The organism is Paracoccus kondratievae (genome assembly GCF_009301415.1).
GTDB lineage: Bacteria > Pseudomonadota > Alphaproteobacteria > Rhodobacterales > Rhodobacteraceae > Paracoccus > Paracoccus kondratievae.
Map to the genome: position 1 here is coordinate 578,303 of NZ_CP045073.1, position 26,101 is coordinate 604,403.

28 protein-coding genes, 1 other RNA gene and 2 pseudogenes are annotated in these 26,101 nt (G+C 62.6%); 17 read left to right on the forward strand and 14 right to left on the reverse strand.

The annotated features are described in order from the left end of the window. Positions 1–82: 82 nt before the first annotated feature. From ftsA to F8A10_RS14190, 9 genes are all read right to left on the reverse strand, one after another. On the reverse strand, positions 83–1,417 hold the full coding sequence (gene ftsA, locus F8A10_RS14150) for a cell division protein FtsA (RefSeq protein WP_010397988.1): 1,335 nt from the start codon (positions 1,415–1,417) through the stop codon (positions 83–85). A gap of 22 nt (positions 1,418–1,439) precedes the next feature. Next, entirely contained in the window at positions 1,440–2,456 is a 1,017-nt protein-coding gene (locus F8A10_RS14155; RefSeq protein WP_085502463.1) for a cell division protein FtsQ/DivIB, read from the reverse strand. After that, positions 2,444–3,379: a D-alanine--D-alanine ligase gene (locus F8A10_RS14160; RefSeq protein WP_152367638.1), complete on the reverse strand. Its 936-nt coding sequence runs from the start codon at positions 3,377–3,379 to the stop codon at positions 2,444–2,446. The genes F8A10_RS14155 and F8A10_RS14160 overlap by 13 nt, the downstream gene beginning before the upstream one ends. A 105-nt stretch (positions 3,380–3,484) precedes the next feature. Next, positions 3,485–4,405, reverse strand: a complete 921-nt coding sequence (gene murB / locus F8A10_RS14165; RefSeq protein ID WP_010397982.1) for a UDP-N-acetylmuramate dehydrogenase — start codon at positions 4,403–4,405, stop codon at positions 3,485–3,487. A gap of 54 nt (positions 4,406–4,459) precedes the next feature. Next, complete coding sequence (locus tag F8A10_RS14170; RefSeq protein ID WP_227493514.1) at positions 4,460–4,864, reverse strand: hypothetical protein; 405 nt, start codon at positions 4,862–4,864, stop codon at positions 4,460–4,462. After that, positions 4,836–5,111: a DUF2484 family protein gene (locus tag F8A10_RS14175; protein ID WP_010397979.1), complete on the reverse strand. Its 276-nt coding sequence runs from the start codon at positions 5,109–5,111 to the stop codon at positions 4,836–4,838. The genes F8A10_RS14170 and F8A10_RS14175 overlap by 29 nt, the downstream gene beginning before the upstream one ends. Next, on the reverse strand, positions 5,108–6,535 hold the full coding sequence (gene murC / locus F8A10_RS14180; RefSeq protein WP_152367639.1) for a UDP-N-acetylmuramate--L-alanine ligase: 1,428 nt from the start codon (positions 6,533–6,535) through the stop codon (positions 5,108–5,110). The genes F8A10_RS14175 and murC overlap by 4 nt, the downstream gene beginning before the upstream one ends. Then, positions 6,532–7,638: an undecaprenyldiphospho-muramoylpentapeptide beta-N-acetylglucosaminyltransferase gene (gene murG / locus F8A10_RS14185; protein WP_152367640.1), complete on the reverse strand. Its 1,107-nt coding sequence runs from the start codon at positions 7,636–7,638 to the stop codon at positions 6,532–6,534. The genes murC and murG overlap by 4 nt, the downstream gene beginning before the upstream one ends. Continuing rightward, entirely contained in the window at positions 7,635–8,804 is a 1,170-nt protein-coding gene (locus F8A10_RS14190; RefSeq protein WP_010397972.1) for a peptidoglycan glycosyltransferase FtsW, read from the reverse strand. The genes murG and F8A10_RS14190 overlap by 4 nt, the downstream gene beginning before the upstream one ends. 263 nt (positions 8,805–9,067) lie before the next feature. Between F8A10_RS14190 and F8A10_RS14195 the strand changes: the two genes are divergently transcribed. The 6 genes from F8A10_RS14195 to ssrA all read left to right on the forward strand — a co-directional run bounded on the left by F8A10_RS14195 (position 9,068) and on the right by ssrA (position 14,555). Next, positions 9,068–9,964 carry an ATPase gene (locus F8A10_RS14195; protein ID WP_085502459.1) on the forward strand — a complete coding sequence of 299 codons (897 nt, stop codon included), beginning with the start codon at positions 9,068–9,070 and terminating at the stop codon, positions 9,962–9,964. Beyond that, positions 9,945–10,871: a homoserine O-succinyltransferase gene (locus F8A10_RS14200; protein WP_010397967.1), complete on the forward strand. Its 927-nt coding sequence runs from the start codon at positions 9,945–9,947 to the stop codon at positions 10,869–10,871. The genes F8A10_RS14195 and F8A10_RS14200 overlap by 20 nt, the downstream gene beginning before the upstream one ends. Before the next feature lie 4 nt (positions 10,872–10,875). Next, on the forward strand, positions 10,876–11,781 hold the full coding sequence (gene ppk2 / locus F8A10_RS14205) for a polyphosphate kinase 2 (RefSeq protein ID WP_152367641.1): 906 nt from the start codon (positions 10,876–10,878) through the stop codon (positions 11,779–11,781). 11 nt (positions 11,782–11,792) lie between these two features. Beyond that, positions 11,793–12,737: a TPM domain-containing protein gene (locus F8A10_RS14210; protein WP_152367642.1), complete on the forward strand. Its 945-nt coding sequence runs from the start codon at positions 11,793–11,795 to the stop codon at positions 12,735–12,737. A gap of 72 nt (positions 12,738–12,809) precedes the next feature. After that, entirely contained in the window at positions 12,810–13,862 is a 1,053-nt protein-coding gene (locus F8A10_RS14215) for an ABC transporter substrate-binding protein (RefSeq protein WP_152367643.1), read from the forward strand. Positions 13,863–14,202: 340 nt separating this feature from the next. Continuing rightward, positions 14,203–14,555: a transfer-messenger RNA gene (ssrA, locus tag F8A10_RS14220) on the forward strand. A 75-nt stretch (positions 14,556–14,630) separates the two neighbouring features. Here ssrA and F8A10_RS14225 read toward each other — a convergent pair. Next, positions 14,631–15,005 carry a recombinase family protein gene (locus F8A10_RS14225; RefSeq protein ID WP_288948639.1) on the reverse strand — a complete coding sequence of 125 codons (375 nt, stop codon included), beginning with the start codon at positions 15,003–15,005 and terminating at the stop codon, positions 14,631–14,633. Here F8A10_RS14225 and F8A10_RS21920 point away from each other — a divergent pair. Beyond that, a pseudogene (locus tag F8A10_RS21920) lies at positions 14,955–15,152 on the forward strand (DUF3363 domain-containing protein); the annotation flags it as partial. The gene F8A10_RS14225 and the pseudogene F8A10_RS21920 sit on opposite strands and share 51 nt — an antisense overlap. A 1-nt stretch (position 15,153) precedes the next feature. On the opposite strand, the gene F8A10_RS14230 reads toward F8A10_RS21920, so the two are convergent. From F8A10_RS14230 to pdxR, 3 genes are all read right to left on the reverse strand, one after another. Further along, a complete protein-coding gene (locus F8A10_RS14230) occupies positions 15,154–15,942 on the reverse strand; it encodes a YggS family pyridoxal phosphate-dependent enzyme (RefSeq protein WP_152367645.1) in 789 nt (262 codons plus the stop codon). Between the two features lie 28 nt (positions 15,943–15,970). Next, the gene (glyA, locus tag F8A10_RS14235) at positions 15,971–17,275 is read right to left on the reverse strand and encodes a serine hydroxymethyltransferase (protein WP_152367646.1); all 1,305 of its coding nucleotides are present in this window, start codon (positions 17,273–17,275) and stop codon (positions 15,971–15,973) included. 131 nt (positions 17,276–17,406) lie between these two features. Next, complete coding sequence (gene pdxR / locus F8A10_RS14240) at positions 17,407–18,900, reverse strand: MocR-like pyridoxine biosynthesis transcription factor PdxR (protein ID WP_152367647.1); 1,494 nt, start codon at positions 18,898–18,900, stop codon at positions 17,407–17,409. A gap of 110 nt (positions 18,901–19,010) precedes the next feature. Here pdxR and F8A10_RS14245 point away from each other — a divergent pair, with 110 nt between their 5' ends. The 10 genes and pseudogenes from F8A10_RS14245 to F8A10_RS14295 all read left to right on the forward strand — a co-directional run bounded on the left by F8A10_RS14245 (position 19,011) and on the right by F8A10_RS14295 (position 25,539). Beyond that, entirely contained in the window at positions 19,011–20,243 is a 1,233-nt protein-coding gene (locus tag F8A10_RS14245; RefSeq protein WP_152367648.1) for a benzoate/H(+) symporter BenE family transporter, read from the forward strand. Continuing rightward, positions 20,243–20,362 (forward strand): annotated as a pseudogene (locus F8A10_RS14250) (pyridoxal kinase); the annotation flags it as partial. The gene F8A10_RS14245 and the pseudogene F8A10_RS14250, both read left to right, overlap by 1 nt. Positions 20,363–20,640: 278 nt before the next feature. Next, a complete protein-coding gene (locus tag F8A10_RS14255) occupies positions 20,641–20,940 on the forward strand; it encodes a hypothetical protein (RefSeq protein ID WP_193668293.1) in 300 nt (99 codons plus the stop codon). A 352-nt stretch (positions 20,941–21,292) separates the two neighbouring features. Continuing rightward, on the forward strand, positions 21,293–21,628 hold the full coding sequence (locus F8A10_RS14265) for a tyrosine-type recombinase/integrase (RefSeq protein WP_152367651.1): 336 nt from the start codon (positions 21,293–21,295) through the stop codon (positions 21,626–21,628). Positions 21,629–21,837: 209 nt separating this feature from the next. Then, entirely contained in the window at positions 21,838–22,200 is a 363-nt protein-coding gene (locus F8A10_RS14270) for an ArsR/SmtB family transcription factor (RefSeq protein WP_152367652.1), read from the forward strand. Continuing rightward, positions 22,193–22,732, forward strand: coding sequence for an arsenate reductase ArsC (locus F8A10_RS14275; RefSeq protein WP_152367653.1), 540 nt, complete (start codon positions 22,193–22,195; stop codon positions 22,730–22,732). The genes F8A10_RS14270 and F8A10_RS14275 overlap by 8 nt, the downstream gene beginning before the upstream one ends. Positions 22,733–22,740: 8 nt before the next feature. Further along, positions 22,741–23,166 (forward strand): arsenate reductase (glutaredoxin), encoded by a 426-nt coding sequence (arsC, locus tag F8A10_RS14280; RefSeq protein WP_152367654.1) that lies wholly within the window; start codon positions 22,741–22,743, stop codon positions 23,164–23,166. Between the two features lie 9 nt (positions 23,167–23,175). Continuing rightward, on the forward strand, positions 23,176–24,231 hold the full coding sequence (gene arsB, locus F8A10_RS14285; protein ID WP_152367655.1) for an ACR3 family arsenite efflux transporter: 1,056 nt from the start codon (positions 23,176–23,178) through the stop codon (positions 24,229–24,231). Beyond that, the gene (gene arsH / locus F8A10_RS14290; RefSeq protein WP_152368151.1) at positions 24,231–24,947 is read left to right on the forward strand and encodes an arsenical resistance protein ArsH; all 717 of its coding nucleotides are present in this window, start codon (positions 24,231–24,233) and stop codon (positions 24,945–24,947) included. Before arsB ends, arsH begins: the two co-directional genes overlap by 1 nt. Before the next feature lie 361 nt (positions 24,948–25,308). After that, positions 25,309–25,539, forward strand: coding sequence for a helix-turn-helix transcriptional regulator (locus tag F8A10_RS14295; RefSeq protein WP_152367656.1), 231 nt, complete (start codon positions 25,309–25,311; stop codon positions 25,537–25,539). A gap of 107 nt (positions 25,540–25,646) precedes the next feature. On the opposite strand, the gene F8A10_RS14300 is transcribed toward F8A10_RS14295, so the two are convergent. Next, entirely contained in the window at positions 25,647–26,003 is a 357-nt protein-coding gene (locus F8A10_RS14300) for a helix-turn-helix domain-containing protein (RefSeq protein WP_152367657.1), read from the reverse strand. Positions 26,004–26,101: the final 98 nt, after the last annotated feature.

Consider the following 26,101-nt stretch of genomic DNA (forward strand, 5'->3'; position numbering starts at 1 on the left):
GGGGTTCTCGGCGGTATCTTGCCCAAACTCCAGCATGTGGTGGGGACGCCCGCCCACACCACCGCATCCGGGTTCTGCCTGATCACCAGTTGTTGCGGAACCAGCGATAGGCCCGGCGCAGACTGCGCGCCGGATAATGTTCGGCGGGCATGTCGAAATCCCACCATTCATCCTGCGGATGGGCCGTCAGCAGCGCCAGCCCGATGGCCGAGGAAAAGCCCGGCGCGGTCGCGTTATGCGGCAGGCCCTGAATGCGCAGCGGCCGGCCGATACGGACATTCTGTCCCAGAATGCGCGAGGCAAGGACGTCCAGCCCCGGGATCTGGCTTGACCCGCCGGTCAGGACGATCTGACGCGCGGGCATGCAATCAAAGCCCGCTGCCTCAAGGATCTCACCCACTTTCTCAAGGATCTCTTCGACGCGGGGACGCATGATGCCGATCAGATCGGCACGGCTGACGCTGCGGCGGTCGGTATCCCAGTCCCCGGTCGAACCGCCCAGTTCGATCATTTCGCGGTCATCACGGCCGGTGGCCTCAAGCCCGCCATGCAGGGTCTTCAGCCGCTCGGCCACGGCGTAGCTGACGCGCAGACCCTTGGCGATGTCCTGGGTGATCAGATCGCCGCCAAAGCGCACCGCATCGGCAAATATCATGTGCTTTTTAATGAACACCGACACGCCGGTGGTACCGCCGCCCAGATCGATACAGGCCGCGCCCAGTTCCTGCTCATCCTCGACCAGCGCAGCAAGCCCAGCGGCGTAAGAGGCCGAGGCCACGCCCGCCAGCTCCATGTCGCAGCGCCGGATACAATGGACGAGGTTCCCGGCAGCATCACCGTCGATGGTCAGCACATGCATGTCGCAGGCCAGGCGGCTGCCCGACTGGTCGCGCGGGTCCGACAGACCAGAACGCCCGTCGATGGCAAAGTTCACCGGCTGAGCGTGCAGCACCTCTCGCCCGCGCCCGAAATCGGGCACGTCGCATGAGGCCAGCACCCGCGCCACGTCGGTTTCGGTGACCTTGCCCGAAGGCAGCGTGATTTCGCCCGCCAGCCCATAGCTTGCCGGACGCGCGCCCGAGATACAGGCGATGACGTGATCTACCCGGGTCCCAGCGACCTTTTGCGCCGACTGGATCACCGTGCGGATGGCGCGTTCCGTCTCGGCCATGGTCTCGATCTCGCCATAGCGCATCCCGCGCGAACGGGTGGTGGCGGTACCGATAACCCGGAAATTCGACTGACCGGCCATAGGGCCGACGCCATCGGTTTCGCGGAACTGACTTGGACCGTCGAATTGCAGGACAAGACAGGCGATTTTCGAGGTCCCGATATCCAGAACCGCGATGACGCCGCGCTGCATCGCCTGGCGGCGCATGTTTCGCATTGCCCGCTGGCCCTGATACAGATCCTTCATATCTTCCTGCCTCTCCAAGCTGTTAGCCGCTCTTTTTCGTGCTCTTTCCACCGGATTTTCCGGCGGCTTCGACCGGTTTGCCGTCAGGCCCGATCTCGGGTTGGCCGCGCGCGCGGCGAATGGCGTTCTGGGCCTCAAGCCCCAGCCGCACCACCGGCCGTGCCTCCTGCCGCAGATCGATCACCGCGATGTCGCGTTCAAACATGTCCTGGGCGCGGTCCAGCGCAATGGCACGCTCAAGCGCCTGCAGGGCCTTGTCTTCGGGCAGCTTGATGCGCTGGCCGCGATCCAGAACCAAGTCCCAGCGCCGCTCTCCAATACGTTCCAGCCCGCGCAGACGGGGCAGGATCGGCCCGGCCGCGTCGATCAGGGCCAGCGCCTCGGGGGCGGCAAGGTCTGCGCCCTCACCCGCGATGATCGGCAGATCGCCCCGCACCTCACGCGAGGTGACCGAGGCAACGCGATGCCCGGTCTTGTCAAGCAGCTCGATCCCCCGCGCATGGCGCCACAGCACCACCGGCACCCGTTCGGTCACCACCGCCGACAGCACCCCGCCCGGCTTGATGCGCAGATCAACCGCCTCGACCGCGTCAAGCTTCAGCACCCGCTCGCGCAGCTTTTCAAGGTCGATGTCAAAGCTGGAGGCCGGCAGATCGACCGGCAACATGGCGCGCAAGCCCTTGTCCACGACCGGCGAGGCCCCTTCGATGGTCATCATCTTGACCATGAACTCCTCGCGGTGCTGGATGCGATCAACGATGGCGTTGATACCACCGGTCAGATTGGCGCGGCGCGTTTCATCGGAAAGCCACAGCCCCGCGACCATTGCCGCCAGAAAGGCCGGCAGGCCGATATGGACAAGCCGCCGCACCAGCGGACGCAGCATCATCCGGTTCAGGCGATAGGCAAGGCGCGAAGGCGCAGGATCGCGGCGTGGCGCGCGGTTCAGCGCCGGGGCAGGACGCGCAGGAACGTGCCGCACCGGGGCCGGACGGCCACCGTCACCATGCCCACGGTGAAAGGGATTCAGGCCCTGCACAGCGCCTCCTCGACGATCCAGCGGCAAAGCGCGGGAAAGTCCATACCAGTATGGGCCGCCTGTTCCGGGGCCAGAGAGGTGGGCGTCATGCCGGGCTGGGTATTCACCTCAAGGATGATCAGCCCGTCCAGCCCGCGGCTTTCGTCCCAGCGGAAATCCGTCCGGGTAAGCCCCCGGCAGCCAAGCGCCTGATGCGCGCGGACAGCATAGTCGCGGCAGGCGGCGGCGATTTCGGCCGGGATATCAGCCGGGATCACATGGGTCGAACCGCCGGGCTTGTATTTGGCATCATAATCATACCAGCCCCTGGTCACGATCTCGGTGACGCCAAGCGCACGGTCGCTCAGCACAGCGACGGTCAGTTCCCGGCCCGGGGCATAGGTTTCCACCATCACCCGCGCGGGCATCTGGTCCGAGAGCTGAGGCGGACCGTTCGCGGCCTCGTGCACGATATACACGCCGACCGAAGAGCCCTCGTCATTCGGTTTAACCACATAGGGCGGGGCCATGACATGACGGTTGCGCACCTCATCGGCCGAGGCGATCACGCTATCCATGACCGGCAGCCCGGCAAGGCGCAGCACCTGTTTGGCGCGGCTTTTATCCATGGCCAGCGCAGAGGCCAGCACGCCCGAATGCGTATAGCGATAGCCCAGCCACTCTAGCAGGCCCTGAACGCAGCCATCCTCGCCCCAGCGGCCGTGCAGCGCGTTAAAGACCACGTCAGGCGCATACTCGGCCAGACGCGCGGGCAGATCCCTGCCCGCATCCAGTTCCACGACTTCAAAGCCCGCCTGCCGCAGCGCCTTCGCGCATTCACGCCCAGAGGACAGTGACACCTCGCGCTCTGCCGAGGGGCCGCCCATCAGGACCACGACTTTCGGGGCTGTCCTGCTCGACCTGCCCGCCAATTTCCGCCTCATGTCCCCGGTTGATCCGGGTATTTGTTCGGTGAGGATAGCTGTTATGGCCGAATCACAAAAGTCCCTTTTCGCATCGGGCGCGATATTTCGGGACAGGCAGGCAAGTTACGGCTCACCAATACGAATGACTTCCCATTCCAGTTGATGGCCGCTCGTCTCGCGCACCTTCCGGCGCACCAGCTCGCCTAGCGCCTCAAGGTCGGCGGCCGTGGCGCCATCGGCATTCAGCAGGAAATTGGGGTGCTTTTCAGACATTTGCGCACCGCCCAGGCGGTGGCCGCGCAAGCCCGCCTCGTCGATCAGGCGCCATGCCTTCAATTCATGGCTGTCATCGGCACGGCCGGTCGAGGAATAGCCTGCCGGATTGCGGAAGGTCGAGCCAGCACTGCGGTCGCGCGTGGGCTGGCTTGCGTCACGACGGGCAAGCTGCTCATCCATCCGGGCCGCGAGTGCCTGCGGGTCACCCTGCCCGGCGCGAAAGCGGGCCTCGGTGATCACCCAGCCTTCGGGAATTTCCGAATGGCGATAGGCCAGGCGCAGATCCGCGGCCGGGATTTCGTGCAGACTGCCGTCACGGGCGACGGCACGGACCGAGATCAGGTGATCTGCGACATAAGAACCATAACAGCCCGCATTCATCCGCACCGCACCGCCAATACTGCCGGGAATGGTCCGCAGAAAGGTCAGGTCCAGCCCCGCCTCGGCCGCGCGGCGCGCGACATGGGCGTCAAGCGCGGCTGCCCCGGCGGTAACAGTCCCGTCCTGGCATGAAATGGCGTTGAAGCCACGTCCCAGCCGGATCACCACACCACGAATACCGCCGTCGCGCACGATGAGGTTCGATCCGACGCCCATCGGGAAAACCGGCAACTCGGGATCGAGATCACCCAGGAAATCGGCCAGATCGGCCTCATCCGCGGGCTGGAACAGCCAATCGGCAGGGCCCCCGACGCGCAGCCAGGTCAGATCGGCAAGAACTCGGTTCGGGGTCAGTGCGCCGCGCGGCGAAGGAAGCGTCTGGGTCATGTCGGTTCGTTAATCAGCGTTGCGGATGCCGTCAATGCAGCCAGGGGAAAGCAGTCACTCAGCGATACTGAAACCCACCGCCAGGGTCGACAGGACCAGCAACAGCCAGATATCCCAGCTGCCGACGGGTGGGCGTTTCGGCGCTGACCGGGCGATCCCGTCAAAGAGCCAGCGCACCCCTGCCCCCAGCAGCAGCCCACCTGCCGCGATCAGCATCAGCAGACTCATCAGCATGCCCGCAAGGCCGGGCAAATGACCGCCGGTCTTGCTTGCGCCGATCATGTAGCACAACAGGGCCGAGCCAAGCAGCAAGGCAAAGTCGATCGCAAGCTTGCCTCCGGTCCGGGCGGCAACCCGCAATGCGCCAATGATGCCGGTCAGCACCACGACCCCGGCGACGATCAGCCAGACCTCTCCCATAGCCTCGCGCTCAGCGCAGACCGCGCTGGACCAGCGCACGGCGCCGACGCCGGGGGTCAAACGGCGGCCAGACAAGCAGGGACAGGCCAAGTGCAAAGAACAGCACGCCAAAACCCGGCCCGCACAGATAGGTCAGCCAGCCCAGCACCGGCACCCCGCAAAGAACCAGCGTCCAAAAGGCCGAATAGCGCCAGCGCAGCCGCACAAAGGGCAAGAGACAGGCCATCACGCCCCAAAGGACAGCAGCAAGCGCCGCAGTGGCAGGATGGCTTGCAAGGGCGATCACGCCGCTTTCTCCGCCAGAAGTTCGGGCAGATTATTCGCCCAGGCCGAAATAGTGCCCGCCCCAAGGCAGACCACCATATCGCCGGGCCGCGCCTGTTCGCGGACCAGCCGCGCCAGATCGGTTTCGTCGATCACAGCCCGGGCATGGCGATGGCCATGGGCAATCAACCCCGCAACCAGATCATCGCGAGAGGCACCGGGGATCGGGTCCTCGCCCGCGGCATAGACCTCGGCAATGCCAACGACGTCGGCCTCGTTGAAGCAGGTGCAGAAATCGTCAAACAGGCTCGACAGCCGCGAATAGCGATGCGGCTGGTGCACTGCGATGACGCGTCCCTTGGTCGCCTGCCGCGCGGCCTTGAGCACCGCCGCGATTTCGACCGGATGATGGCCATAATCATCAATGATCGTGACCCCGTTCACCACGCCAACGCGGGTAAAGCGGCGGCCAACGCCTCCGAACCGAGCCAGCGCCTCTCGGATCTGGGCACGCTTCATGCCCAGATGGCGGGCGACCGCCACGGCCGCAAGCGCATTCGAGACGTTATGATCGCCCGGCATCGGCAGGGTGCAGCCCTCGATCACCGGGACATCGTCGCCATTCAGATCGGCCTCGGCCTGCAGGGCGATATCGAAATGTGCTACTCCGTCCTCATAGCGCAGGTTCATCGCCCGCACATCGGCCTGAGCGTTAAAGCCAAAGGTGACAACGCGGCGGTCCGTCAACCGGCCGACCAGCGCCTGCACCTCGGGGTGATCGGTGCAGCAGACGGCAAGGCCATAAAAGGGAATGTTCGAGACAAAATCCTGAAAGCCCTTGCGCAGCGCGTCAAAGCTGCCCCAATGCTCCATATGCTCGGGGTCGATATTGGTGACGATGGCGATGGTCGCGGGCAGACGGTTGAACGAGCCATCCGATTCATCAGCCTCGACCACCATCCATTCGCCAGCCCCGGCACGGGCGTTCGAACCATAGGCGTGGATCACGCCGCCGTTGATGACGGTCGGGTCAAAACCACCGGCGTCCAGCAGGGTCGCCACCATGGTCGTCGTCGTGGTCTTGCCATGGGTCCCGGCAATGGCGACGTTGGATTTCAGCCGCATCAGCTCGGCCAGCATCTCGGCCCGGCGCACGACGGGCAGACCGCGGCGGCGCGCCTCTTCCAGTTCGGGGTTGCCCTTCTTGATCGCGGTCGAGATGACGACGACGCCCGCATCGCCAATATTCTCGGCTCTCTGCCCTTCAAAAACGGTGGCGCCAAGGGCCTCAAGCCGGTCGGTGATCCTTGAGCGTTTCGCATCCGACCCCTGAACCGTATAGCCCAGCGTCATCAGCACTTCGGCGATACCAGACATGCCGATGCCGCCGATGCCGATAAAGTGGATGGGGCCCAGTTCGCCGGGAAGTTTGGTCGCTGCGTTCATCGGGTCAGTTCCGTCACTAGATCTGCAAGGCGCTGCGCCGCATCCGGGCGACCCAGCGAAAGCGCCGCCGCTGCCATGCCGGTGGCGCGGGCGCTGTCGGAAAGGATATCCCGCATGTCGCGCCTGAGGCTTTCGGCGTCAAGCACGGATTCGGGCAAAAGGATCGCCGCGCCCGAATCCGCCAACGCACGGGCATTGGCGCTTTGGTGGTCCCCGGTGGCGGCGGCATAAGGGATCAGGATGGCCGGACGGCCGATCACAGTGATATCCGCAATCGACGAGGCGCCGGCTCGGCTGATCACCAACTGGCACGAGGCAAGCCGTTGCGGCACGTCCTCGAAAAACGGGCGCACCTCGGCGGGAATGCCGGCGGCTAGATAGGCAGCGGTCACGCGCTCGACATCCTCGGCGCGGGCCTGATGGCTGACCGACAGCCGGGCGCGCATCGCATCAGGCAGGCCGGCGACGGCGGCGGGCACCGTGTCGGAAAGCACGCGCGCGCCCTGACTGCCGCCAATGACCAGAAGGTTCAGCGTCCCCTCTTCGGAGGCAGGCGTATAGGCAGCCCCCGCCTGATCCAGCACCGCCTGTCGCACCGGGTTGCCGGTATGGAGGCCCTTCACCCCGGATGGCAACCGGGTCGGCCAGGTGCCGCAGGCGACGCGATCAACGCGGCGGGCAAAAGCTGCGTTGACGCGCCCCATGATGCCGTTCTGTTCATGAACCATGCGCGGGATCCGCAGCGCCAGCGCCGCCGACATGGCCGGAATGGTCGGATAGCCGCCAAAGCCTACGACCACGGCGGGCCGGTCGGCACGCAGCGCGCGGATAGCGGCAAGGACCCCCGCCCCAATGCGGAACGGCACGGCCAGCTTGGCCAGCGCCCCGCCACGTGCGGTGGTGGCCGAGCTGACGACCTCGCGCACGACCTCTTGCGGAAAGGCCCCGGCATAACGCGCGCCGCGTTCATCGGTGGACAGCTTTACCCTCCAGCCGCGTTCCAGCAGGACCTCGGCCAGCGCCTGAGCGGGAAACATATGGCCTCCGGTACCGCCTGCTGCAATCAGGCAGAGCGGCCGGCCTTGAGTCTGTACGGCGCTCATCCCCGACCTCGGCCCAGCACGTCGCCAATGCGACCCTGAGGACGGGTGCGGGTCAGCGCAAGCAGCATCCCCGCCGCAATCCCCGAAGCGATGACCGAACTGCCGCCATAGCTGATAAAGGGCAGCGTCATGCCCTTGGCAGGCAGCAGCCGCACCGCAACCCCCATGTTGATCAGCGCCTGCACGCCAAAGGCACAGGCAAGTCCCGTCCCGGCGATACGGGCAAAGGGGTCGCGTTCATTCTGCAGGCGCAGAAGCGAACGGATAACGATGGTCGCGTATAGCGCAATGATGATCAGCACCAGGATCAGGCCATATTCCTCGGCCGCGACGGCGATGATAAAGTCGGTATGCGCGTCCGGCAGCGACCATTTGACCGAGCCTTCGCCCACGCCAACGCCAAAAAAGCCGCCCTCCTGAATGGCGTTGGTCGCATAGCCCAGCTGGGTGCGCGGATCGACCTCGGCAGCAAGAAAGCCGTTGATCCGGCGGGCAAAGTGATCAGAGGCGCCATAGGCAAAGACGCCCCCCATCATCGCCATGCCAAGCACGCCGAAAAGCAGATAAAGCGGCGCGCCGGCGATGAAATACATCACGCACCACGAAAAGAGCACCAGCGAGGCCTGACCAAAGTCAGGCTGCAGCGCAAGCAGCACCACGACCACGCCTGCCAGCACCGCCGAATAGGCACGGCCGGGCGGACCTCCGACCTCCTGGCTTGCGGCCATGAACCATGCGCAGATGGCGACAAAGCAGGGCTTCAGAAACTCGGACGGCTGCACCGACATGCCACCCGGCAGCCGCAGCCAGCGCACCGCGCCCTTGCCGAAGTCTGTGCCGATAAAGGGCAAAAGCAGGATCGCCGCCATTGCAACGGCAAAGCACAGGACCCCAAGCCGACGCACCTGCCGGGGCGAAAAGGTCGAGACGACCAACATCACCCCCAGCGCCATGGCACCAAAGACCGCCTGACGGCTGACGTAATAGAACTGCGGCAAGCCGTTCTTTTCGGCAAGCGGCACCGAAGCCGCCAGCCCCAAAAGAAGCCCCACCGCAAATAGCCCCAGCACGCAGGCCAGGGACCATCGGTCCACCGTGCGCCACCATCGGGGAAGAATCGGATCACCAGCCCGCACGGGCGTGGTGCCAAAGACCATCTCGGTCATGGGATACCGCCGTCACTGCCTCGAATTGATCGCCCGTTTGCCGGGTCTGACTGAAAGCATAGCGCGATTGGCCGTCCGACGCTACTGCGGATTCACTGACGCGGCGACAGGGGCGGATCACATCGCGCTGAGCCCGCCAGCAGGTGACAGGCCGCAGGTCTGTGCGGCACCCCCGCCGCAGGATCAGGGCCAGCTTGCACGGCCCCCTTTTCCTCGGCCCCTTGGGGGACTAACTATCGCCAAGCCCAGCAAAAGGAAGGCCCATGCTGTACCAGACCAAAGCCGAATGGCTGGCCGCCCCGAAAAAGCGCGTGCTGTTCTTTGGCATGTCGGGTCTGGGCAAGACTTTCCTTGCCTCGATGCTGCGCGCCTCGGGTGACTGGTTCCACTATTCGGTCGATTACCGCATCGGCACCCGCTACATGGGCGAGCTTATTGCCGACAACTTCAAGCGCGAGGCGATGAAGGTCCCCTTTCTGCGCGAATTGCTGCTGTCGGATTCGGTCTATATCGCCTCGAACATCACCTTCGAGAACCTTGCGCCGCTGTCGACCTATCTGGGCAAACCGGGCAGCGTCACCCGCGGCGGGCTTGAGTTCGAAGAATACATGCGCCGCCAGGCCCAGCACCGCGCCGCCGAGATCGCGGCATTGCTGGACACCGGGCATTTCATCCGCCGGGCCGAAGAAATCTACGGGCTTGAGCATTTCGTTTGCGACTCTGGCGGCTCGGTCTGCGAAGTGGTGGAGCCGTTCGCTGATGGCGACCCGGTGCTTGATGCGCTGGAACGGGAGTTACTGCTGATCTGGATCAAGGGTTCGGACGCGCATACCGAGGAACTGGTACGCCGCTTCGACCGCGCGCCGAAACCGATGTATTACCAGCCCGCGTTCCTTGACCGCGCCTGGACCGATTACCGGGTCGAAAAGGGCCTGCGCGAGGATCAGGTCAACCCCGACGACTTTATCCGCTGGACCTATGCCCGGGCGCTTGCGCATCGCCAGCCCCGTTACGAGGCCATGGCCCGGCGCGGCGTGACGCTGCTGGCCGAAGAGGTCGCGACCGTAAAAACCCCGGAGGATCTGATCGCCCTGATCGGCCAGGCGATCGAAAGACAGTCACCGACTGAAAGGACGCATGATGCCCATCACCCTGCCTAATGACCTGCCTGCCTTTGACATCCTGTCGAACGAAGGCGTCATGGTCATGTCGCCGGGCCGGGCCGCGACCCAGGATATCCGGCCCCTGCGCATCGGGCTGCTGAACCTGATGCCGAAAAAGATCCAGACCGAGAACCAGTTCGCCCGGCTGATCGGCGCGACGCCGCTGCAGATCGACTTTCAGTTGATCCGCATGTCGGATCATGAAAGCCGCAACACCGCCGCTGATCACATGGCAGCCTTCTACCGCCGCTTTTGCGAGGTCGAGGCGACGGGCGAAAAATTCGATGGCCTGATCATCACCGGCGCGCCGGTCGAGCACCTGCCCTTTGAAGAAGTCACCTATTGGGATGAGTTGAAGCGGGTCTTTGACTGGACCCAGACCCATGTGCATTCGACCTTTGGCGTCTGTTGGGGCGGCATGGCGATGGCATGGCACTTTAACCGGCTGCCGAAACACATATTGCAGGAAAAGGCCTTTGGCTGTTTCCGCCACCGCAACCTTGCGCCGGCCAGCCCCTATCTGCGCGGCTTTTCCGATGATGTGCTGGTCCCTGTCAGCCGCTGGACCGAGGTAAGCCAGGCCGACGTCGATGCAAGGTCGGGGCTAAAGACGCTGATCGCATCAGATCAGGTCGGGCCCTGCCTGATCGAGGATGCGGCGCATCGCGCGCTCTATGTCTTTAACCACTTTGAATATGACAGCACGACGCTGAAGGACGAATACGACCGCGACGTCGCGGCAGGCAAGCCGATCGACGTGCCGGTGAATTACTACCCCGACGACGACCCGTCGCAGGCACCGATGAACCGCTGGCGCAGCCATGCGCATCTGCTTTACGGTAACTGGATCAACGAGATCTATCAGACGACCTATTTTGACCTGAACCGCATCGGCGAGGCATGATCCCATGACACGGAACGGCAAAGACGCAAATGACAATCTGCCGGACCTGCCTTTCGTCGGCGCCATCACGCGCTATCTGGAAAAGGACGCCCCCCCCGCGCTGCGCAAGGCCATCGCGGCAGGCAAGGACAAACAGGTGCTTGACCCATCATATCCTTACCCCGAGGAAATGAAGGGCAAGGACTATGATGAACAGATGGCCGGGCTGCAATTGCAGCTCGTGCGGCTGATGCATGACGTCATCCGCGAGGGCAAGCGCATGATCGTGCTGTTCGAGGGGCGCGACGCTGCCGGCAAGGGCGGCACGATCGAGCGCGTGCGCGAGAACCTGAACCCGCGCTCAGCCTATATCGTCGCGCTGCCGAAACCCAACGAGCGCGAGGCGGATGAGTGGTATTTCCAGCGCTATGTCGATTGGCTGCCCGCCCGGGGCGAGATCGCGCTTTTCGACCGCAGCTGGTACAACCGCGGTGTGGTCGAAAAAGTCTTTGGCTTCAGCTCGAATGCGCAACGTGAGACCTTCTTTCGCCAACTGCCGCTGTTTGAAAACATGCTGGTCGATGACGGGGTTATCCTGGTCAAACTGTGGCTCGAGGTTGGCCGGGCCGAGCAGCTGCGCCGTTTCCTGGCGCGCGAGCGTGATCCGCTGAAGCAATGGAAGCTCAGCTCGATTGACGTCGACGGGCTGGCGAAATGGGACGATTACAGCGCGGCGATCCGCGACACGCTGCTGCGCAGTCACTCAGGCATCGCGCCCTGGACGGTAATCCGCGCCGATGACAAACGCCGCGCCCGGATTGCCGCAATCCAGACCATCCTGCGGTCGGTCGAGTTCAGGGGCCGTGACGATCGACTGATTGGCCAGCCCGACCCGCAGATCACCGGCGGACCCGAGATCCTGCCGGAATGAGGGGCGCGCGGATGCCGGATCGGACGCTTACCCCCGAACGCAGGCCGCGCCTTTTTCTGGTGGCAGCATGGATGATGGCGGCCCTCTGGCTTGCGATGCTGACACCCGCCGGGGCGCAAACGCTGCCTGACTGGCAGGACCCGCAGATCAACGACTTTGCCGGGCTTTTGACACCCGAGGATGCCCGGGCGCTTGATGAGGCGCTGACCGCCCTGCGCGATCAAACCGGGGTCGAGGGCACGGTCGTCACCCTGCCTGACCGCGCCCGCTACGGCGGCACGGACGGGCTTGAAGCCTTTGCCACCCGGCTTTTCAACCATTGGGGCGTCGGCGACGCGACCCGCAACGACGGCTTCATGGTGCTGGTGCTGTCTGAAAACCGCGAAGCGCGGATCGAGCTGGGACGCGGCTATGAAAACGACGCCGACATCCTTGCCCAGGAAATCATGCGCAACACCATGCTGCCTGCCTTTCGTGACGGGCAAATGTCGCGCGGCATCCGCGAAGGCACCTTGGCAGCAATCGACCTGATCGCCCGACCGACAGCGGCAGGACAGCCGGTCCGCGCCCCGAAAACAAGCATTGTCGACCGCATCGTGCCACTGTTGTTCGGCGGGGCGTGGCTTGTGATCCTTGGCGGCATTGCGCGGCAGGCATGGCGGCGCAATCGCTGCCCGCAATGCCGCCGGCGTGGACTGGAGACACAGGCCACCCCCCTTGAGACCCCGCTGCCGGAAGGCGGGCATATGGTCTCGCATGAAACCGTGACGCGGCGGTGCCCGGCCTGCGGCTGGTCCGAAAGCCGTGAGCGTCTGCGCCCGCAAACCGTCTGGTATGGACCGACCGGCACCGTGCTGCGCAGCGAGCGGACACCGGGCTATCGCAGCCTCTCGGGCGGGTCCCCGGGCTTTGGCGGCGGCTCATCGCGCGGTGGCGGGGCCTCGGGCCGCTGGTAGGCTCTGTCATGCTTGCGAGCTTGGCGTGAGGCGGCTAGCGTCAAGCCAGAGTGCCTCAAGGAAAGCTCCGACATGAAACCTCTCCGCTTCCCCGCCCTTGCCCTTGCGCTGGCCAGTTCCAGCCTGACCGCTGCATGGGCCGCCGATCCTGAACTGACGGTCTTTGACTGGGCCGGGTTCGAAGAGCCGGTGATCTTTCAGGGCTATATCGACCAGCATGGCGACAGCCCGACCTTCGCCTTTTACGGCGATGATGACGAGGCCTATCAAAAGCTCTCGTCCGGCTTCAAGGCGGATGTCGCCCACCCCTGCTCGCAGATGGTGTCGAAATACCGTGATGCCGGCCTGATCGAGCCCTGGGACGTCTCGAAGATCCCTGCGTTCGAGACCATCGACGCGAAGTTCCTGAATTCTCCGATCTTCAAGGACGATCAGGGCGTCTGGTACATCCCGACCGACTGGGGTGCGACCGCCATCGCCTATAACAAGGACACCGTCCCGGCCGAGGATGTCGCCAGCCTGAACGTCTTTATCGACCCGAAATATCAGGGCCGCACCTCGCTGCCCGATTCGGCCGACGATACCTGGGCGCTGGCCTATCTCGCCACCGGCACCACGGATTGGACGCAGGTGACGGATGAACAGTTCAAGGCGGCCGCCGACTGGCTGCGTCAGGCCCATCAGAACGTCGCCGCCTATTGGGCCGATCCGGCCGAACAGGCACAGCTGATGGCATCGGGCGCGGTAGATGTGGCCTGGTCCTGGAACGACGCGGTGGTTCTGCTGGAAAACGACGGCTTCCCGGTCGGTTTCCAGCGTGCGGCCAAAGAAGGCAGCTCGACCTTCTTCTGCGGGTTCATCAACCTCAAGAACGGGCCGGGCAAGGAAGACAAGGTCTATGACTTTATCAACGCCTGGCTGGCACCCGAGGCAGGCAAGGGCCTGCTTGACACGATCGGCTATGGCCACACCTCCAACGTCGCCATGGAGACGATCAAGGACGAGCCTGCGGTGCAAGAGGGGCTTTCGCCCGTCGACGCCCCGATTCTTTCGCAAACCCCGAACGATCCCCAGCAGCGCGAGCGTCAGCTGCAAGAGTTCGAAAAAATCAAGGCCGGCTTCTAATCGCCGCCTGATGCGCTCTGCCCCGGCGGGGCGCATCAGCTACCGCGCGGGAATAAGCCAAATAACCGCCGCCCAAGCGGTGATTTTGCAGAATGTTCCCCGCACGCGCGGCGATAGACCGGTCAGCGCATCCTGGCCGCGCGCATCACCCACACGTTCCACGTAAACGCGGGATGGGATCCCGGACGATGTGAGCGGGATCACGCCACAGATGGGTGCCCGTGTGGACGACGGTCGATTTCCTCAGCACGGAATTCACCGGCACGTGTTCCTCCCTATGCGGTAATGACCGGCCAGTCAGGTATGCAGCGGCGGTCGGCCCCGTCTCCCTGACATCCGCTCCCTTGCGTGTCCGCTGGGCCGCGCCTATATTCCGCCTGTTCGGGTTCGCCCGGGCTATGGGCATAAACGCGCAGGTAATAAGCGGATCGGACCCGGGGGCGGTACCCGGCGGCTCCACCAAAAACCCTCGTTGGGGGCACCTGGGGCCGAAACAGGATCGACGAACGTCTAAAGCTGTTGCTTTGTCCCGGTGAGCTACCACCGTTATCGGTGCAAAAAGTACAGTTGCCAACGACAACCGTGCTCCGGTCGCTCTGGCTGCGTAAGCAGCTCGGGTAACCGAAACTTAAGCCCTTGCGCCTAGCAGCGTAAGGCGGGGCCCGCAGGAGCCTGGCAACAGAATCCTGCACCTTATTATTCCCCTCATGCGGTGCTGTTTTCCTTGGGCTTCTGCTGTCCAGTTTTGCGAAGTTTTACCGTTTGCGTTCACGATAATCCCTCAGAATGGTGTGAGCGTCGGCCTTCGTGTCCTCGTGGCGGCAGTACCGCTGGACCATTTCCGCCGACAGTCCGATTGAATCGCTGACGCGCTGCAATCAACCCGGCCCGTGTACGTTCACTGATGAGATTGCGCTCGAACTCGGCAAAGGCGGCCATGATATGAAAGATCAACCGCCCACCTGACGTGCTGGTGTCGATCGCTTCGTTGAGGGATCTGAACTCACATCCCCTTTCGCCGAGTTCCTCGATGAACCTCACCAGATCGGTCAGGGACCGCCCCAGCCGGTCGAGCCTCCAGACCACCAGCGTATCGCCGGGCTTCAGCGCGCGCAGCACCTTCTCCAGTCCGGGCCTGTCCATGTTCGAGCCCGTAGCGCCGTGATCCTGAAAGAGCTTGTCACAGCCTGCATCCTTGTTCCGTGGCGGCCGGTCATCGACCGCCATCTCGGCCGCGAGGTCATGGGCGTCGTGCAGGGCGGATCAGTGTCGTGGCAGTTGGGGCATAGGGCTATGAGGGCGAAATCGCGCCGGGCCAGTAGAAGGCATCATCGGTCGGACGCGGGCCGAATATGGCCTGACCGACACGCACGACATCAGCACCTTCTTCGATGGCAACCTCATAATCCCCTGACATGCCCATGGATAGCTGCGTCAAGCCGGGATGAACGGCCATGGTCTTGTCCCGCAGAGCGCGCAGCAACCGGAAGCAGGGGCGCACCCGTTCGGTATCCGCGCTAAAAACTGCCAGTGTCATCAGGCCGCGAGGTTTCAGCCGGGGATATTCCGGCAAGCGTTCCACAAACGCGGTCAGATCGTCAGGGTGCAAGCCGTATTTGCTGGCCTCGCCGGAGGTGTTCACCTGCACGAACACGTCAAGGTCGCGCCCTTGTGTATCAAGGCGGCGGTTCAGTTCCTCGGCTAGCCGGAAGCTATCGAGAGCGTGGAACTCCGATGCGAAGCGGACGAGATATTTCACCTTGTTGGTCTGGAGGTGGCCGATGATGCTCCAGCGGATCGCAAGATCGGCAAGTGCTGCCTGCTTGTCGCGCGCCTCTTGCAGCTTGTTTTCCCCAAAATCAGAGATTCCCGCCGCAAAGGCGAAGCGCAGGATATGGGCGGGAACCGTCTTGGTGACGGGCAGAAGCCGCACATCTTCGGGCTGGCGGCCGCTGCGCAGGCAGGCGGCGGCAATGCGTTCCTGCACATCTTGCAGGTTGGCGGCAAAGGCGCGAGCGGGATCGTCCCCGAAGCGTGCTATGTCTTCCGATGAAAGATCGACGTTCAGCGAGACTGTCATATCCGAACAGGCTCCCGCATCATGGCGGTCAGTAGGGCAGCGGAAAGCGACCGACGAGGCCGCGCACAAGCCCGCCGATCCGTTCTCGCTCGGCTTCGAGCGTCCCCCCGCGAACGGCGCGCAGCGTGTCGAGCATCAGAGCGGCGATCTGCCTGTATTCTTCCGGTCCGAAGCCGCGTGAAGTTCCTGCCGCGCTGCCGACCCGGATGCCCGATGTTACCATGGGCATTTCGGGGTCATTCGGTATCGCGTTCTTGTTGAGCGTGATGCCGACAGATTCCAGCGCCTTTTCGGCGATATTGCCGGTGACGCCGAGAGGACGCAGATCGACCACCGCCAGATGGCAGTCGGTTCCGCCCGTGGTGATCGCCAATCCGCCTTCGGTCAGCGTTTGCGCGAGGACGCGGCAATTCTCGACCACGCGCCGCGAATAGGTCTTGAACGAGGGGTGAAGTGCCTCGCCGAACGCCACAGCCTTCGCTGCGATGACGTGCATGAGCGGACCGCCTTGCAGACCGGGAAAGGTCGCTGAATTGATCTTCTTCGCAATCTCGGCATCATTGGTCAGGAGGAACCCGCCGCGTGGCCCGCGCAACGTCTTGTGCGTGGTTGAGGTGACGACATCGGCAAAGGGTATTGGCGACGGATAGGCGTCACCGGCCACCAAACCCGCGAAGTGCGCCATATCGACCATAAGGATTGCACCCACTTCGTCGGCGATCTGGCGGAAGTGGGCAAAATCCAGCGTGCGCGGATAGGCCGATCCACCAGCGATCAACAATTTCGGGCGATGCGTCCGCGCCAGCTCGGCCACCTGATCCATGTCGATCAGATGGCTTTCGGGGTCCACGCCATAGCTGACGACATTGAACCATCGGCCCGACAGGTTGACGGCAGCGCCATGCGTCAGATGGCCGCCCGCCTTGAGGTCGAGGCCAAGGATCGTATCGCCGGGTGTCAACAGCGCAAGGAATACCGCCTGATTGGCTTGGCTTCCCGAGTGCGGCTGCACATTGGCAAAAGTGCTTCCGAAAAGCTGGTTCAGGCGCTCTATGGCGAGGTCTTCCACCACATCGACATTGGCGCAGCCGCCATAATAGCGCCGATACGGATAGCCTTCGGCATATTTGTTGGTGAGGATCGAGCCTTGCGCTTCCAGAACGGCGGGGCTGACAAAATTCTCCGAGGCAATAAGTTCGATGCAGTTGCGCTGGCGGTCCCGTTCGTCGTTAATGGCCGCGAATACGGTGCTGTCCCCACCCGACAGACTGCTGCTTCCAACACTTCCTTCCGCAAGGGGCTGGCCTGGGGCTTCGGCTGTCGATGTTGCCATCGCTTATCTCCTTCAAGGTTCAGGCAGGGAGCGGCTAACCACATGGGCATCATGCGGCAGCCGGTCCGCCGGTCCCTATCATGAGAGTGGTCTGATATTCCCAACCATTTGCGGGATCATATCCAGACCATTCAGGTAGGCATCCTCACCGACTGGAGTGCGTTCGCCAGTTTTCTAACCGCAACCTCAAGCTCTGCCGGCGTGTAGGCGGCAAAGCCCATCAGGAAACCGGCCTTGCCGCCGCCCGTGGCATGTAACGGCGACAGTCCCAACAACTCCACGCCGACACGGCGCGCGGCATCCACGGCCACGCGCTCGGGAATGTCGCAGGTCAGAACGCAAGGCATCTGCAAACCACCGATAGGAATACGAGGTTCGACAAAATCGGAAAGGTGTTTGCGGACCAAGCTAGAAAGCACATCAAGCCGTTGCGCATAGATGCCGCGCATAGCGCGAACATGCGCGCCGAAATGCCCGCCTTCCATAAATCGCGCCAGCACCAGTTGCGCCATGGAGGCGGTGTGACCGTCGAGCAATGTGCGGGCGACCGTCATCGGTTTCACCAGCGGCGGCGGCAGTATGACATAGCCGATCCGTAACCCCGGAAAGAGGGATTTGGTGAAGGTGCCAATATAAATGGTCCGGTCATGCGGATCGAGACCCTGCACGCAGGCCGTGGGCTTGCCCGCATAATGGAACTCGCTGTCATAATCATCCTCGATGATCCACGCCTGATTCCGGGCCGCCCATTGGATCAGCGCCAGCCTGCGATCCAGCGCCAGTGTCACGCCGGTCGGGAACTGGTGGGAGGGGGTCAACGAAACAGCCTTGGCATGGCGGGGATCGTCCAGGATCGGCTCGACCATAATCCCCTGCCGGTCCACCCGAACGGGCACGCATTCCAGCCCCGCTGCGTCGAACGCCTTGCGTGCGCCGTAATAGGCTGGGTCTTCGATGAAAATGCGATCACCGGGATCGAGCAGCATGTTCGCGCAGAGCGTCATTGCCTGTTGCGAACTGGTCAGCACCAGCACGCGGTCGGCAGTGGCGCGCGCCCCGCGTTCGAGGTTCACATAGTCGGCGATAGCCCGGCGCAGCGGCTCGGCCCCCTGCGGATCGCCATGCAGCAGGGCCAACGTGCCGGTTTCCTTCAATACCTGTCGCTCCAGCCGTTCCCAAAGCGGGAGGGGAAAGCTGCGCGTATCCGGCACTCCGGGTGCGAAGGGGCGCGGCATCAGTATCTCACGCACACCACCGCTGCGGAACGTGGCGTCGCCGCGCTTACTTAGGTTTGGCGCTTGGTTGCGCATGAGAGCGTCGCGCTTGGAGCGCCGGTGTCCGGGTGTGAACTCCGTCATTTCCGCCACGAAGCTGCCGCTGCCGACGCGCCGTTCAATGAAGCCCTCGGCATGAAGCTGCGCATAGGCGGATTCTATCGTGTCGCGCGAAACGCCCAGCGATGCCGCAAGCGCGCGAGAGGCTGGGAGCGCCTTTCCGGAACCAATTGCGCCGTCAAGGATCAGTTGGCGGATAGCCCGCTGAATCCGCGCGTGGAGCGGCATTGCCGCATGGGCCGGATGGGCGAGCCATGCCTTCACGGATTCGAGCTGCGAGTGCCTGAACAAATGGTCTGATCCTCTGGAAATAATTGGCGGGGAACATCAGGCCATTGGCCGGCTAAATGTCAAGCCATGTTTACGGCCTCGCGCCCTGCCTTTGGAGAATCCCCGGAACCATGTCGTCCAGTTCGTCACCATCGCCCATCCGGTTGAATGATCTTACCCATCCCATCGTCGCAGGGCTGATTTCCGTCATCGTCAACTATGGCGGGACTTTCATTCTTGTCTTCCAAGCCGCGCAGGTTGCGGGCCTTAGCCCGGAATTGACGGCATCATGGGTATGGTCGGTTTCGATTGGTGTCGGCCTGACCGGGCTTTTCTTGAGCTGGCGCTACCGCGAGCCGATCATCACGGCGTGGTCAACGCCAGCCGCCGCCTTTCTTGTCACGGCGCTTGCGACCACGTCCTATGCGGAAGCCGTCGGAGCCTACATCATCTCTGCTGCTGCCTTCGTTCTGCTCGGCATGTCGGGATATTTTGAGAAAGTCATCCGATTGATCCCGCCCGGCATCGCCTCGGGCCTGCTCGCGGGCATATTGCTGCAATTCGGAATTGGGGCCTTTGGCGGCGCGAGCGTCGATCCGGTGCTGGTTGGCCTGCTGATCCTTGCCTATGTGCTGCTCAAACGCATTTCCGCACGCTATGCCGTGGTCGGCATCCTCGTAATCGGACTGGTGTTTTTGCTCTTGCAGGATCGCGTCGATCTGTCGGACCTGCAATTGCAGCTCGCCATGCCGATCTTTACCATGCCGGAGTTCACGCTGAACGCGGCATTGAGCGTGGCGCTGCCCTTGTTCCTCATCACGCTGACCGGACAGTATATGCCCGGCATGCTGGTGCTGCGGAACGACGGGTTCAAGACGAGCGCCAACCCTATCGTGACCACGACCGGCCTTGGCTCGCTTGTCATGGCGCCGTTCGGCTCACATGCGTTCAACATCGCCGCCATCACGGCCGCCATCGCCACAGGCCGCGAAGCGCATGAAAACCCATCGAAGCGGTGGATCGCTGGTATCGCGGCAGGCTGCTTCTATGTGCTGGTCGGCGTGTTCGGCGTGACCCTTGCGGCGGTGTTCATGGCTTTCCCCGCGACGTTCATCACCACGCTCGCAGGCCTCGCGCTGCTCGGGACCATCGGCGGCAGCCTCGCGGGGGCCATGGCGGAACCGGTATCGCGCGAAGCGGCGCTCATTACGTTCCTCGCTTCGGCCGCCAACATCACCATGCTCGGTGTCGGAGGCGCGTTCTGGGGGCTGGTGATCGGCCTAATCGCGTACATGGTGCTGAACGGACAGCTTCCCCGCAAACGACCTGCCGAAACTGCGATCAGCGAGAGCGCCGCCGAGTGATGACCATGCAGACCTCTATCATTTCGATCCAGAGTCAGGTCGTCCATGGGCATGTCGGCAATAGCGCCGCCGTCCTGCCCATGCAGGCGCGCGGGCTAAACGCGGCGGCGGTGCCGACACGGTCATGATGCCGCCCCCACTCAGGAGCAGTTGTGTAATCCTTCGTCTCCACAGCCCCTCAGATCACGCTCCTGCGGCCTATGGGACTCACAAGACACCCTATCGCCGATGATGGAAGCGCTGGCACTAAAACAGCACCATCTCGTGGCATGGCCAAGCTCGCTGCTGCCCCTCAAGTCTGCCGCCATCAGCAGGTCATCAGGCGCACGGCAAAGGAAATCCTGAGCAGCGGAGGCCGATTGGTTTTCAGAGATCGACGCTATCGAAAGGCAGTCATGTGAACAAAATGCACAGCACCAAAGACCCATCCGCCGACACCGATCTTCAGGCTGAGATACTGGCCCTTAAGCTGGTCCTGACGCCCATCGTCGGGGCTATCCTCGATGCGCCCGCCATAGTGAAGCAGTATGAATACCTGCTGAGCCGTGCACGGCAGGAGCGCAGGACAGCACCGGTCGAGAGCAGCGCTCTGGATGAGACGACGTTCAAGGCACTGCTTTCCGCTGAACAGTGGCTGAGCGATATGTCCAGCGACTATCTGGAGCGAAAACTCGAAGCCAACCGCAAAACGCATTGATCCGGTCAGGCGGCGACAGAACGGCAGGGAGGACCACCGATATCGCGAAATGGCAGGCACGATCCTAATGCAAAAAGCCCGCCTCGGTGGCCCGGGGCGGGTTATCGTGGCGATATCGGTTCAGGACACCCCTGCCCGCCTCAACGCCTCGGCCAGCGCGTCCTTGCCACGCTCCGCCGCCACCTGCTCCAGCTTGGCTTGCGCCCGATCGGTTAGGCCCGCAGCACGTAGGTAAGGATGGCGTTCTGTCGTTCCGCCAGTCCAAAACCGGAGGCATGGCCTATGTCCCTTGGACAGCGCCCCTGCCAAGCTGGGGGGGGCGGATGGGATCAAGAACGCAGAGAAATGCTCGATGCCATCCGATGCTTGTCAGGGGACTAACGTTCCTGCAAGCGCGCGGGTCTCGGCCAAGGTCCGAAAAGGGGTTAGCAACCTTATTAGTGACGCGGCGCGCGAGGCAAAGCTTGAAGCGCGTACCGCTCATGGCCTTCGCACGGCACGCTTGACTCGCATTGCCGAAGCAGGCGGATCGGCCCACGCCATCAAGTCATGGGGCGGTCACAAGACACTGGCCGAGGCCGCACATTATACCCAGTCTGCGGATGCAAAGCGGCTGGTGACCGGCACGGAACAAGAACAGAATAGTGTATCACTCGCCGAACGTGATACAAAAATTGGAAATAACTGAATAAATTCAACACCGATTTAAGGAGGTGGCGGGCCGAAGCCGACGAAACAGAGAACTACACCTACGCTATTCCCCTCCATAGCCCTCCTTAAGGCTCCCAAGGCCACTGACGCGGCATTGCTCGATTAGGCTGTCGAAATTTCCGCTGGCGCGACGGGAAGCTTTGACGTATCTATTATCTCAATAATTCTTGAATTGTTGAGATAACGATGAACGAGAAACAAGCCCTCCATGCCTTTGCCGCACTCTCGCAGGAGACGCGGTTGCGGATCGTCCGGCAGCTGGTGACTGCTAGCCCGGAAGGCATGTCAGCCGGAGCCATCGGCGAAGCGATGGATGGCGCATCTTCGTCCCGTATGTCGTTTCATCTGAGCCATCTCGAACAGGCCGGGCTTGTCGAGTCCCGCCGTGACGGGCGGTCGATCATCTACAGCGCCGCGCTGACCACGCTTTCCGGTCTCGTGGAATTTCTCATGCGCGATTGCTGTCAGGGCCACCCGGAGGTCTGCAATCCGGCAATGGCGGCGCTGTCCTCCTGCTGCGAACCCACGAAAGGAACCTCCCATGTCTGATGCACAAGAGTATCGCGTCTTCAACGTTCTGTTCCTCTGCACCGGCAATTCGGCGCGCTCGATCCTCGCGGAAAGCATCCTGAACAAGGATGGTGAGGGTCGCTTTCGTGCCTTCTCCGCCGGGTCGCAACCGAAGGGGACGGTCAATCCCTTCGCGCTGAAGGTGCTGAAGAGCTTCGACTATCCCACCGAGGGCTTTCGCTCGAAGAGCTGGGAAGAGTTTGCGGGGCCTGATGCGCCTGTCATGGATTTCGTGTTCACCGTCTGCGACAACGCCGCAGGCGAAGCCTGTCCGGTCTGGTCCGGACAGCCCATGACCGCGCATTGGGGTATAGAAGACCCAGCCGCCGTCGACGGGCCTGATATACAGAAGGAAGCCGCCTTCGTTGCGGCCTTCCGCTACATGAAGAACCGCATCTCGGCCTTCACGTCCCTACCGGTCGCCAGTCTCGACAAGTCGTCACTGCGCACAAAGCTGACCGAGATCGGCCAATCCGATGGTGCGTCGTCTCCACGTAACAGTGCAGCGTGAGGCGGGTCATGGACGTCATCATCTATCACAACCCGGATTGCGGGACTTCGCGCAACACCTTGGCGATGATCCGCAATGCAGACGTCGAACCGCATGTCATCGAATATCTGAAGACGCCGCCGTCTTGGGACATGCTCACCCGGCTCATCGCGCGCATGGGCATATCGGTGCGCAGCCTGCTTCGGGAAAAGGGAGCCCCCTATGCCGAGTTGGGCCTTGGCAATCCGGCACTGAGCGACGAGCAGTTGCTCGACGCCATGATGGCGCATCCCATCCTGATCAACCGCCCCATCGTCGTAAGTCCCAAGGGCGTAAAACTCTGCCGGCCGTCCGAGAACGTGCTCGACCTGCTGCCGCCGCAGCGCGGCGCGTTCGTCAAGGAAGACGGCGAGCGCGTGATCGACGAACACGGCCGACGCGTCGCAACGGCCTGAGGGGATCCCATGTCTACCTTCGAACGCTACCTGACCCTCTGGGTCGCCCTGTGCATTGTCGTCGGTATCGCACTTGGCCATTTTCTGCCGGGCGCATTTCATGCCATCGGCGCGATGGAAATTGCTAAGGTCAACCTGCCGGTTGCCGTGCTGATCTGGCTGATGGTCATCCCCATGCTGCTCAAGATCGACTTCGCCGCATTGGGCGAGGTCAGCCGGCACTGGCGCGGCATCGGCGTGACGCTGTTCATCAACTGGGCGGTGAAGCCGTTCTCGATGGCGCTGCTGGGCTGGCTGTTCATCGGCTGGCTGTTCCGGCCATACCTGCCTGCGGACCAGGTCGACAGCTATATTGCCGGCCTCATCATCCTTGCCGCCGCGCCATGCACGGCCATGGTGTTCGTCTGGTCGAACCTCACGAAAGGCGAGCCGCATTTCACATTGAGTCAGGTCGCGCTCAACGACGCCATCATGGTCGTTGCCTTTGCACCCATCGTCGGCCTGTTGCTGGGCCTGTCGGCCATCACCGTGCCATGGGGCACGCTGGTCCTGTCGGTGGTGCTCTACATCGTCATCCCGGTCGTCATCGCGCAGATCATCCGTCGCCGGGTGCTGGCGAACGGCGGGCAGGCAGCGCTTGACCGCCTGCTTGCAAAGCTTGGCCCGGCCTCCCTCGTTGCGCTGCTGACGACGCTGGTTCTGCTGTTCGGCTTTCAGGGCGAGCAGATCATCGCGCAGCCGGCGATCATCGGCCTGCTTGCCGTACCGATCCTGATTCAGGTCTATTTCAACGCCGGCCTTGCCTATCTGCTCAACCTTCTGGCCGGCGAGCAGCATTGCGTCGCGGGTCCCTCGGCGCTGATCGGCGCGTCGAATTTTTTCGAACTGGCGGTTGCTGCCGCCATCAGCCTGTTCGGGTTTCACTCGGGCGCGGCGCTCGCCACGGTCGTCGGCGTGCTGATCGAAGTGCCGGTGATGCTCTCGGTTGTCTGGATCGTGAACCGTTCCAAAGGCTGGTATGAGCGCGGCGGCAAAGTATCCGAACTCGCGGAAGAGCAGCGTTGATGCCGGACGATCTTCCCAATCTTGATGCCGGTTGCGTTGATATTCCGGGCATCGGCCGATTGCGTGCAACAACGCCGTCTACCCATCAGCCGCGTATCCTGCTGCTTTACGGCTCGCTCCGCGAGCGATCTTACAGTCGCTTCCTGACATTCGAAGCCGAGCGTCTGCTCAAGCATTTCGGGGCCGAAACACGTATCTTCGATCCGTCCGGCCTGCCGCTGCCGGATGGGGCTGAGGTCAACCATCCCAAGGCGCAGGAACTGCGCGAGCTCTCGCTCTGGTCCGAAGGTCACGTCTGGACCAGCCCGGAGCGTCACGGTGCGATGAGCGCGGTGATGAAGGCGCAGATCGACTGGATTCCCCTTTCGGTCGGCGCGGTAAGGCCGACACAGGGCCGGACACTCGCCGTCATGCAGGTCTCCGGCGGCTCGCAGAGCTTCAACGCCGTCAACCAGATGCGTGTGCTCGGGCGCTGGATGAGGATGGTCACGATCCCTAACCAGTCCTCTGTCGCCAAAGCCTTTCAGGAGTTCGACGAGGCGGGCCGGATGAGACCGTCCTCATATTATGATCGGGTCGTCGACGTGATGGAGGAATTGGTCAAGTTCACGCTGCTGACGCGCGACGTGTCGTCCTACCTGACTGATCGCTATTCCGAGCGAAAGGAAAGCGCTGAAGCCTTGGCCCAGCGCGTGAACCTGACGGCGGCGACCTGACCAATATTGTGGCGACGCGCCCACTGTTGTGCTGTGGCGTGCTATCGGCGGCTTTGATGCAGTTTTCTGCCTAGAGGGTAATCGGCGGTGATCGGCGGCTATAGCGCACTATAGAGGGCAATCGGCGGGCATGGCGGAGGGAAAGGACTCTTCGACAAACTCGCTCGAAGTATGCCCCACATCGCGCCAGCACGCCCTCGTATTCTTAGGTGAATCTTCGCTACCGCATAACTTCGCTCTCACCAAAAAAGCAGTGCATCGTCCAGCCTTAGATGCTCAGGCCAGTATTACCTTGATAGTGTCTTCTGCCCACGCCTTCGTTGTGTCGCAGTCAAAATTGCCCGCACGAAAGGACACGAAGATGGAGGCAACCAAAGTCGATGTGATCTGTATTAACCAGATGGAGCTGGCAGCACGCTGGCGGATCAGTCACCGGACCCTTGAGCGTTGGCGTTGGACCGGCGAGGGTCCTAAGTTCCTCAAGGTCGGCGGGCGAGTGGTCTATCGCCTAACCGACATCGAGGAGTACGAGGAGATGATGATCCGCTCCAGCACCTCAGGCGTTCGCGACGCTCACCAGTTCAGCGCATAACTTTGAGCCATGATGACGGTCGCCTGTCAGTGAGGCCGTCATCATGTGCTACTTGTTGGTCGGCCGCACCTGTATATCCGCACTAGAGAAAAGATGAACGTCGATGTCTAGTTGGCGCCACGCCTTTTGACTAAGTCACTTGCTAGCTTTATAAGACGCTGAATTTCTGAATTGGATGCATGATGCTCCTTCAGGAACCTCAAAAGCGCCATGAGCTCTGGGTGCCCGTGGAGAAACTCAGTCATCTCTGGGTCAGTTGAGGATGACAGGCGAAAGAGTACATCCGGATCGGCGGCCAAGACCCGGGCCAATGCCTTGATCACTTCCGCGCTCGGCGGCTTCTCCTTGCCACGTTCGATGCGGCTCAAATAGGCTGGTGAGATCCCAACTTTCGCAGCCGTCTCCCGGAGCCCCAGGTCCTGGGCAACGCGCAGTTCTCGCAGTGTCTCGCCGAAGTTCCTCATGACCGTGGTACCTACCGCATTGTTTAGTGTTATGCAACGCAAAAAACGGCTGGCGTATGGCGGCAATGTCTTGTAAGAGCGAGCATAATCTGTCCGAT

Excerpts from the sequence above, each read along its gene's own strand:
- ftsA (WP_010397988.1), bottom strand. The coding sequence starts at position 1,417 with ATGAAGGATCTGTATCAGGGCCAGCGGGCAATGCGAAACATGCGCCGC.
- F8A10_RS14160 (WP_152367638.1), bottom strand. The coding sequence starts at position 3,379 with ATGAGGCGGAAATTGGCGGGCAGGTCGAGCAGGACAGCCCCGAAAGTC.
- murB (WP_010397982.1), bottom strand. The coding sequence starts at position 4,405 with ATGACCCAGACGCTTCCTTCGCCGCGCGGCGCACTGACCCCGAACCGA.
- murC (WP_152367639.1), bottom strand. The coding sequence starts at position 6,535 with ATGAACGCAGCGACCAAACTTCCCGGCGAACTGGGCCCCATCCACTTT.
- murG (WP_152367640.1), bottom strand. The coding sequence starts at position 7,638 with ATGAGCGCCGTACAGACTCAAGGCCGGCCGCTCTGCCTGATTGCAGCA.
- F8A10_RS14190 (WP_010397972.1), bottom strand. The coding sequence starts at position 8,804 with ATGACCGAGATGGTCTTTGGCACCACGCCCGTGCGGGCTGGTGATCCG.
- F8A10_RS14195 (WP_085502459.1), top strand. The coding sequence starts at position 9,068 with ATGCTGTACCAGACCAAAGCCGAATGGCTGGCCGCCCCGAAAAAGCGC.
- F8A10_RS14200 (WP_010397967.1), top strand. The coding sequence starts at position 9,945 with ATGCCCATCACCCTGCCTAATGACCTGCCTGCCTTTGACATCCTGTCG.
- ppk2 (WP_152367641.1), top strand. The coding sequence starts at position 10,876 with ATGACACGGAACGGCAAAGACGCAAATGACAATCTGCCGGACCTGCCT.
- F8A10_RS14210 (WP_152367642.1), top strand. The coding sequence starts at position 11,793 with ATGCCGGATCGGACGCTTACCCCCGAACGCAGGCCGCGCCTTTTTCTG.
- F8A10_RS14215 (WP_152367643.1), top strand. The coding sequence starts at position 12,810 with ATGAAACCTCTCCGCTTCCCCGCCCTTGCCCTTGCGCTGGCCAGTTCC.
- F8A10_RS14225 (WP_288948639.1), bottom strand. The coding sequence starts at position 15,005 with ATGGACAGGCCCGGACTGGAGAAGGTGCTGCGCGCGCTGAAGCCCGGC.
- F8A10_RS14230 (WP_152367645.1), bottom strand. The coding sequence starts at position 15,942 with ATGACAGTCTCGCTGAACGTCGATCTTTCATCGGAAGACATAGCACGC.
- glyA (WP_152367646.1), bottom strand. The coding sequence starts at position 17,275 with ATGGCAACATCGACAGCCGAAGCCCCAGGCCAGCCCCTTGCGGAAGGA.
- F8A10_RS14245 (WP_152367648.1), top strand. The coding sequence starts at position 19,011 with ATGTCGTCCAGTTCGTCACCATCGCCCATCCGGTTGAATGATCTTACC.
- F8A10_RS14265 (WP_152367651.1), top strand. The coding sequence starts at position 21,293 with ATGCCATCCGATGCTTGTCAGGGGACTAACGTTCCTGCAAGCGCGCGG.
- F8A10_RS14270 (WP_152367652.1), top strand. The coding sequence starts at position 21,838 with ATGAACGAGAAACAAGCCCTCCATGCCTTTGCCGCACTCTCGCAGGAG.
- F8A10_RS14275 (WP_152367653.1), top strand. The coding sequence starts at position 22,193 with ATGTCTGATGCACAAGAGTATCGCGTCTTCAACGTTCTGTTCCTCTGC.
- arsC (WP_152367654.1), top strand. The coding sequence starts at position 22,741 with ATGGACGTCATCATCTATCACAACCCGGATTGCGGGACTTCGCGCAAC.
- arsB (WP_152367655.1), top strand. The coding sequence starts at position 23,176 with ATGTCTACCTTCGAACGCTACCTGACCCTCTGGGTCGCCCTGTGCATT.
- arsH (WP_152368151.1), top strand. The coding sequence starts at position 24,231 with ATGCCGGACGATCTTCCCAATCTTGATGCCGGTTGCGTTGATATTCCG.
- F8A10_RS14295 (WP_152367656.1), top strand. The coding sequence starts at position 25,309 with ATGGAGGCAACCAAAGTCGATGTGATCTGTATTAACCAGATGGAGCTG.
- F8A10_RS14300 (WP_152367657.1), bottom strand. The coding sequence starts at position 26,003 with ATGAGGAACTTCGGCGAGACACTGCGAGAACTGCGCGTTGCCCAGGAC.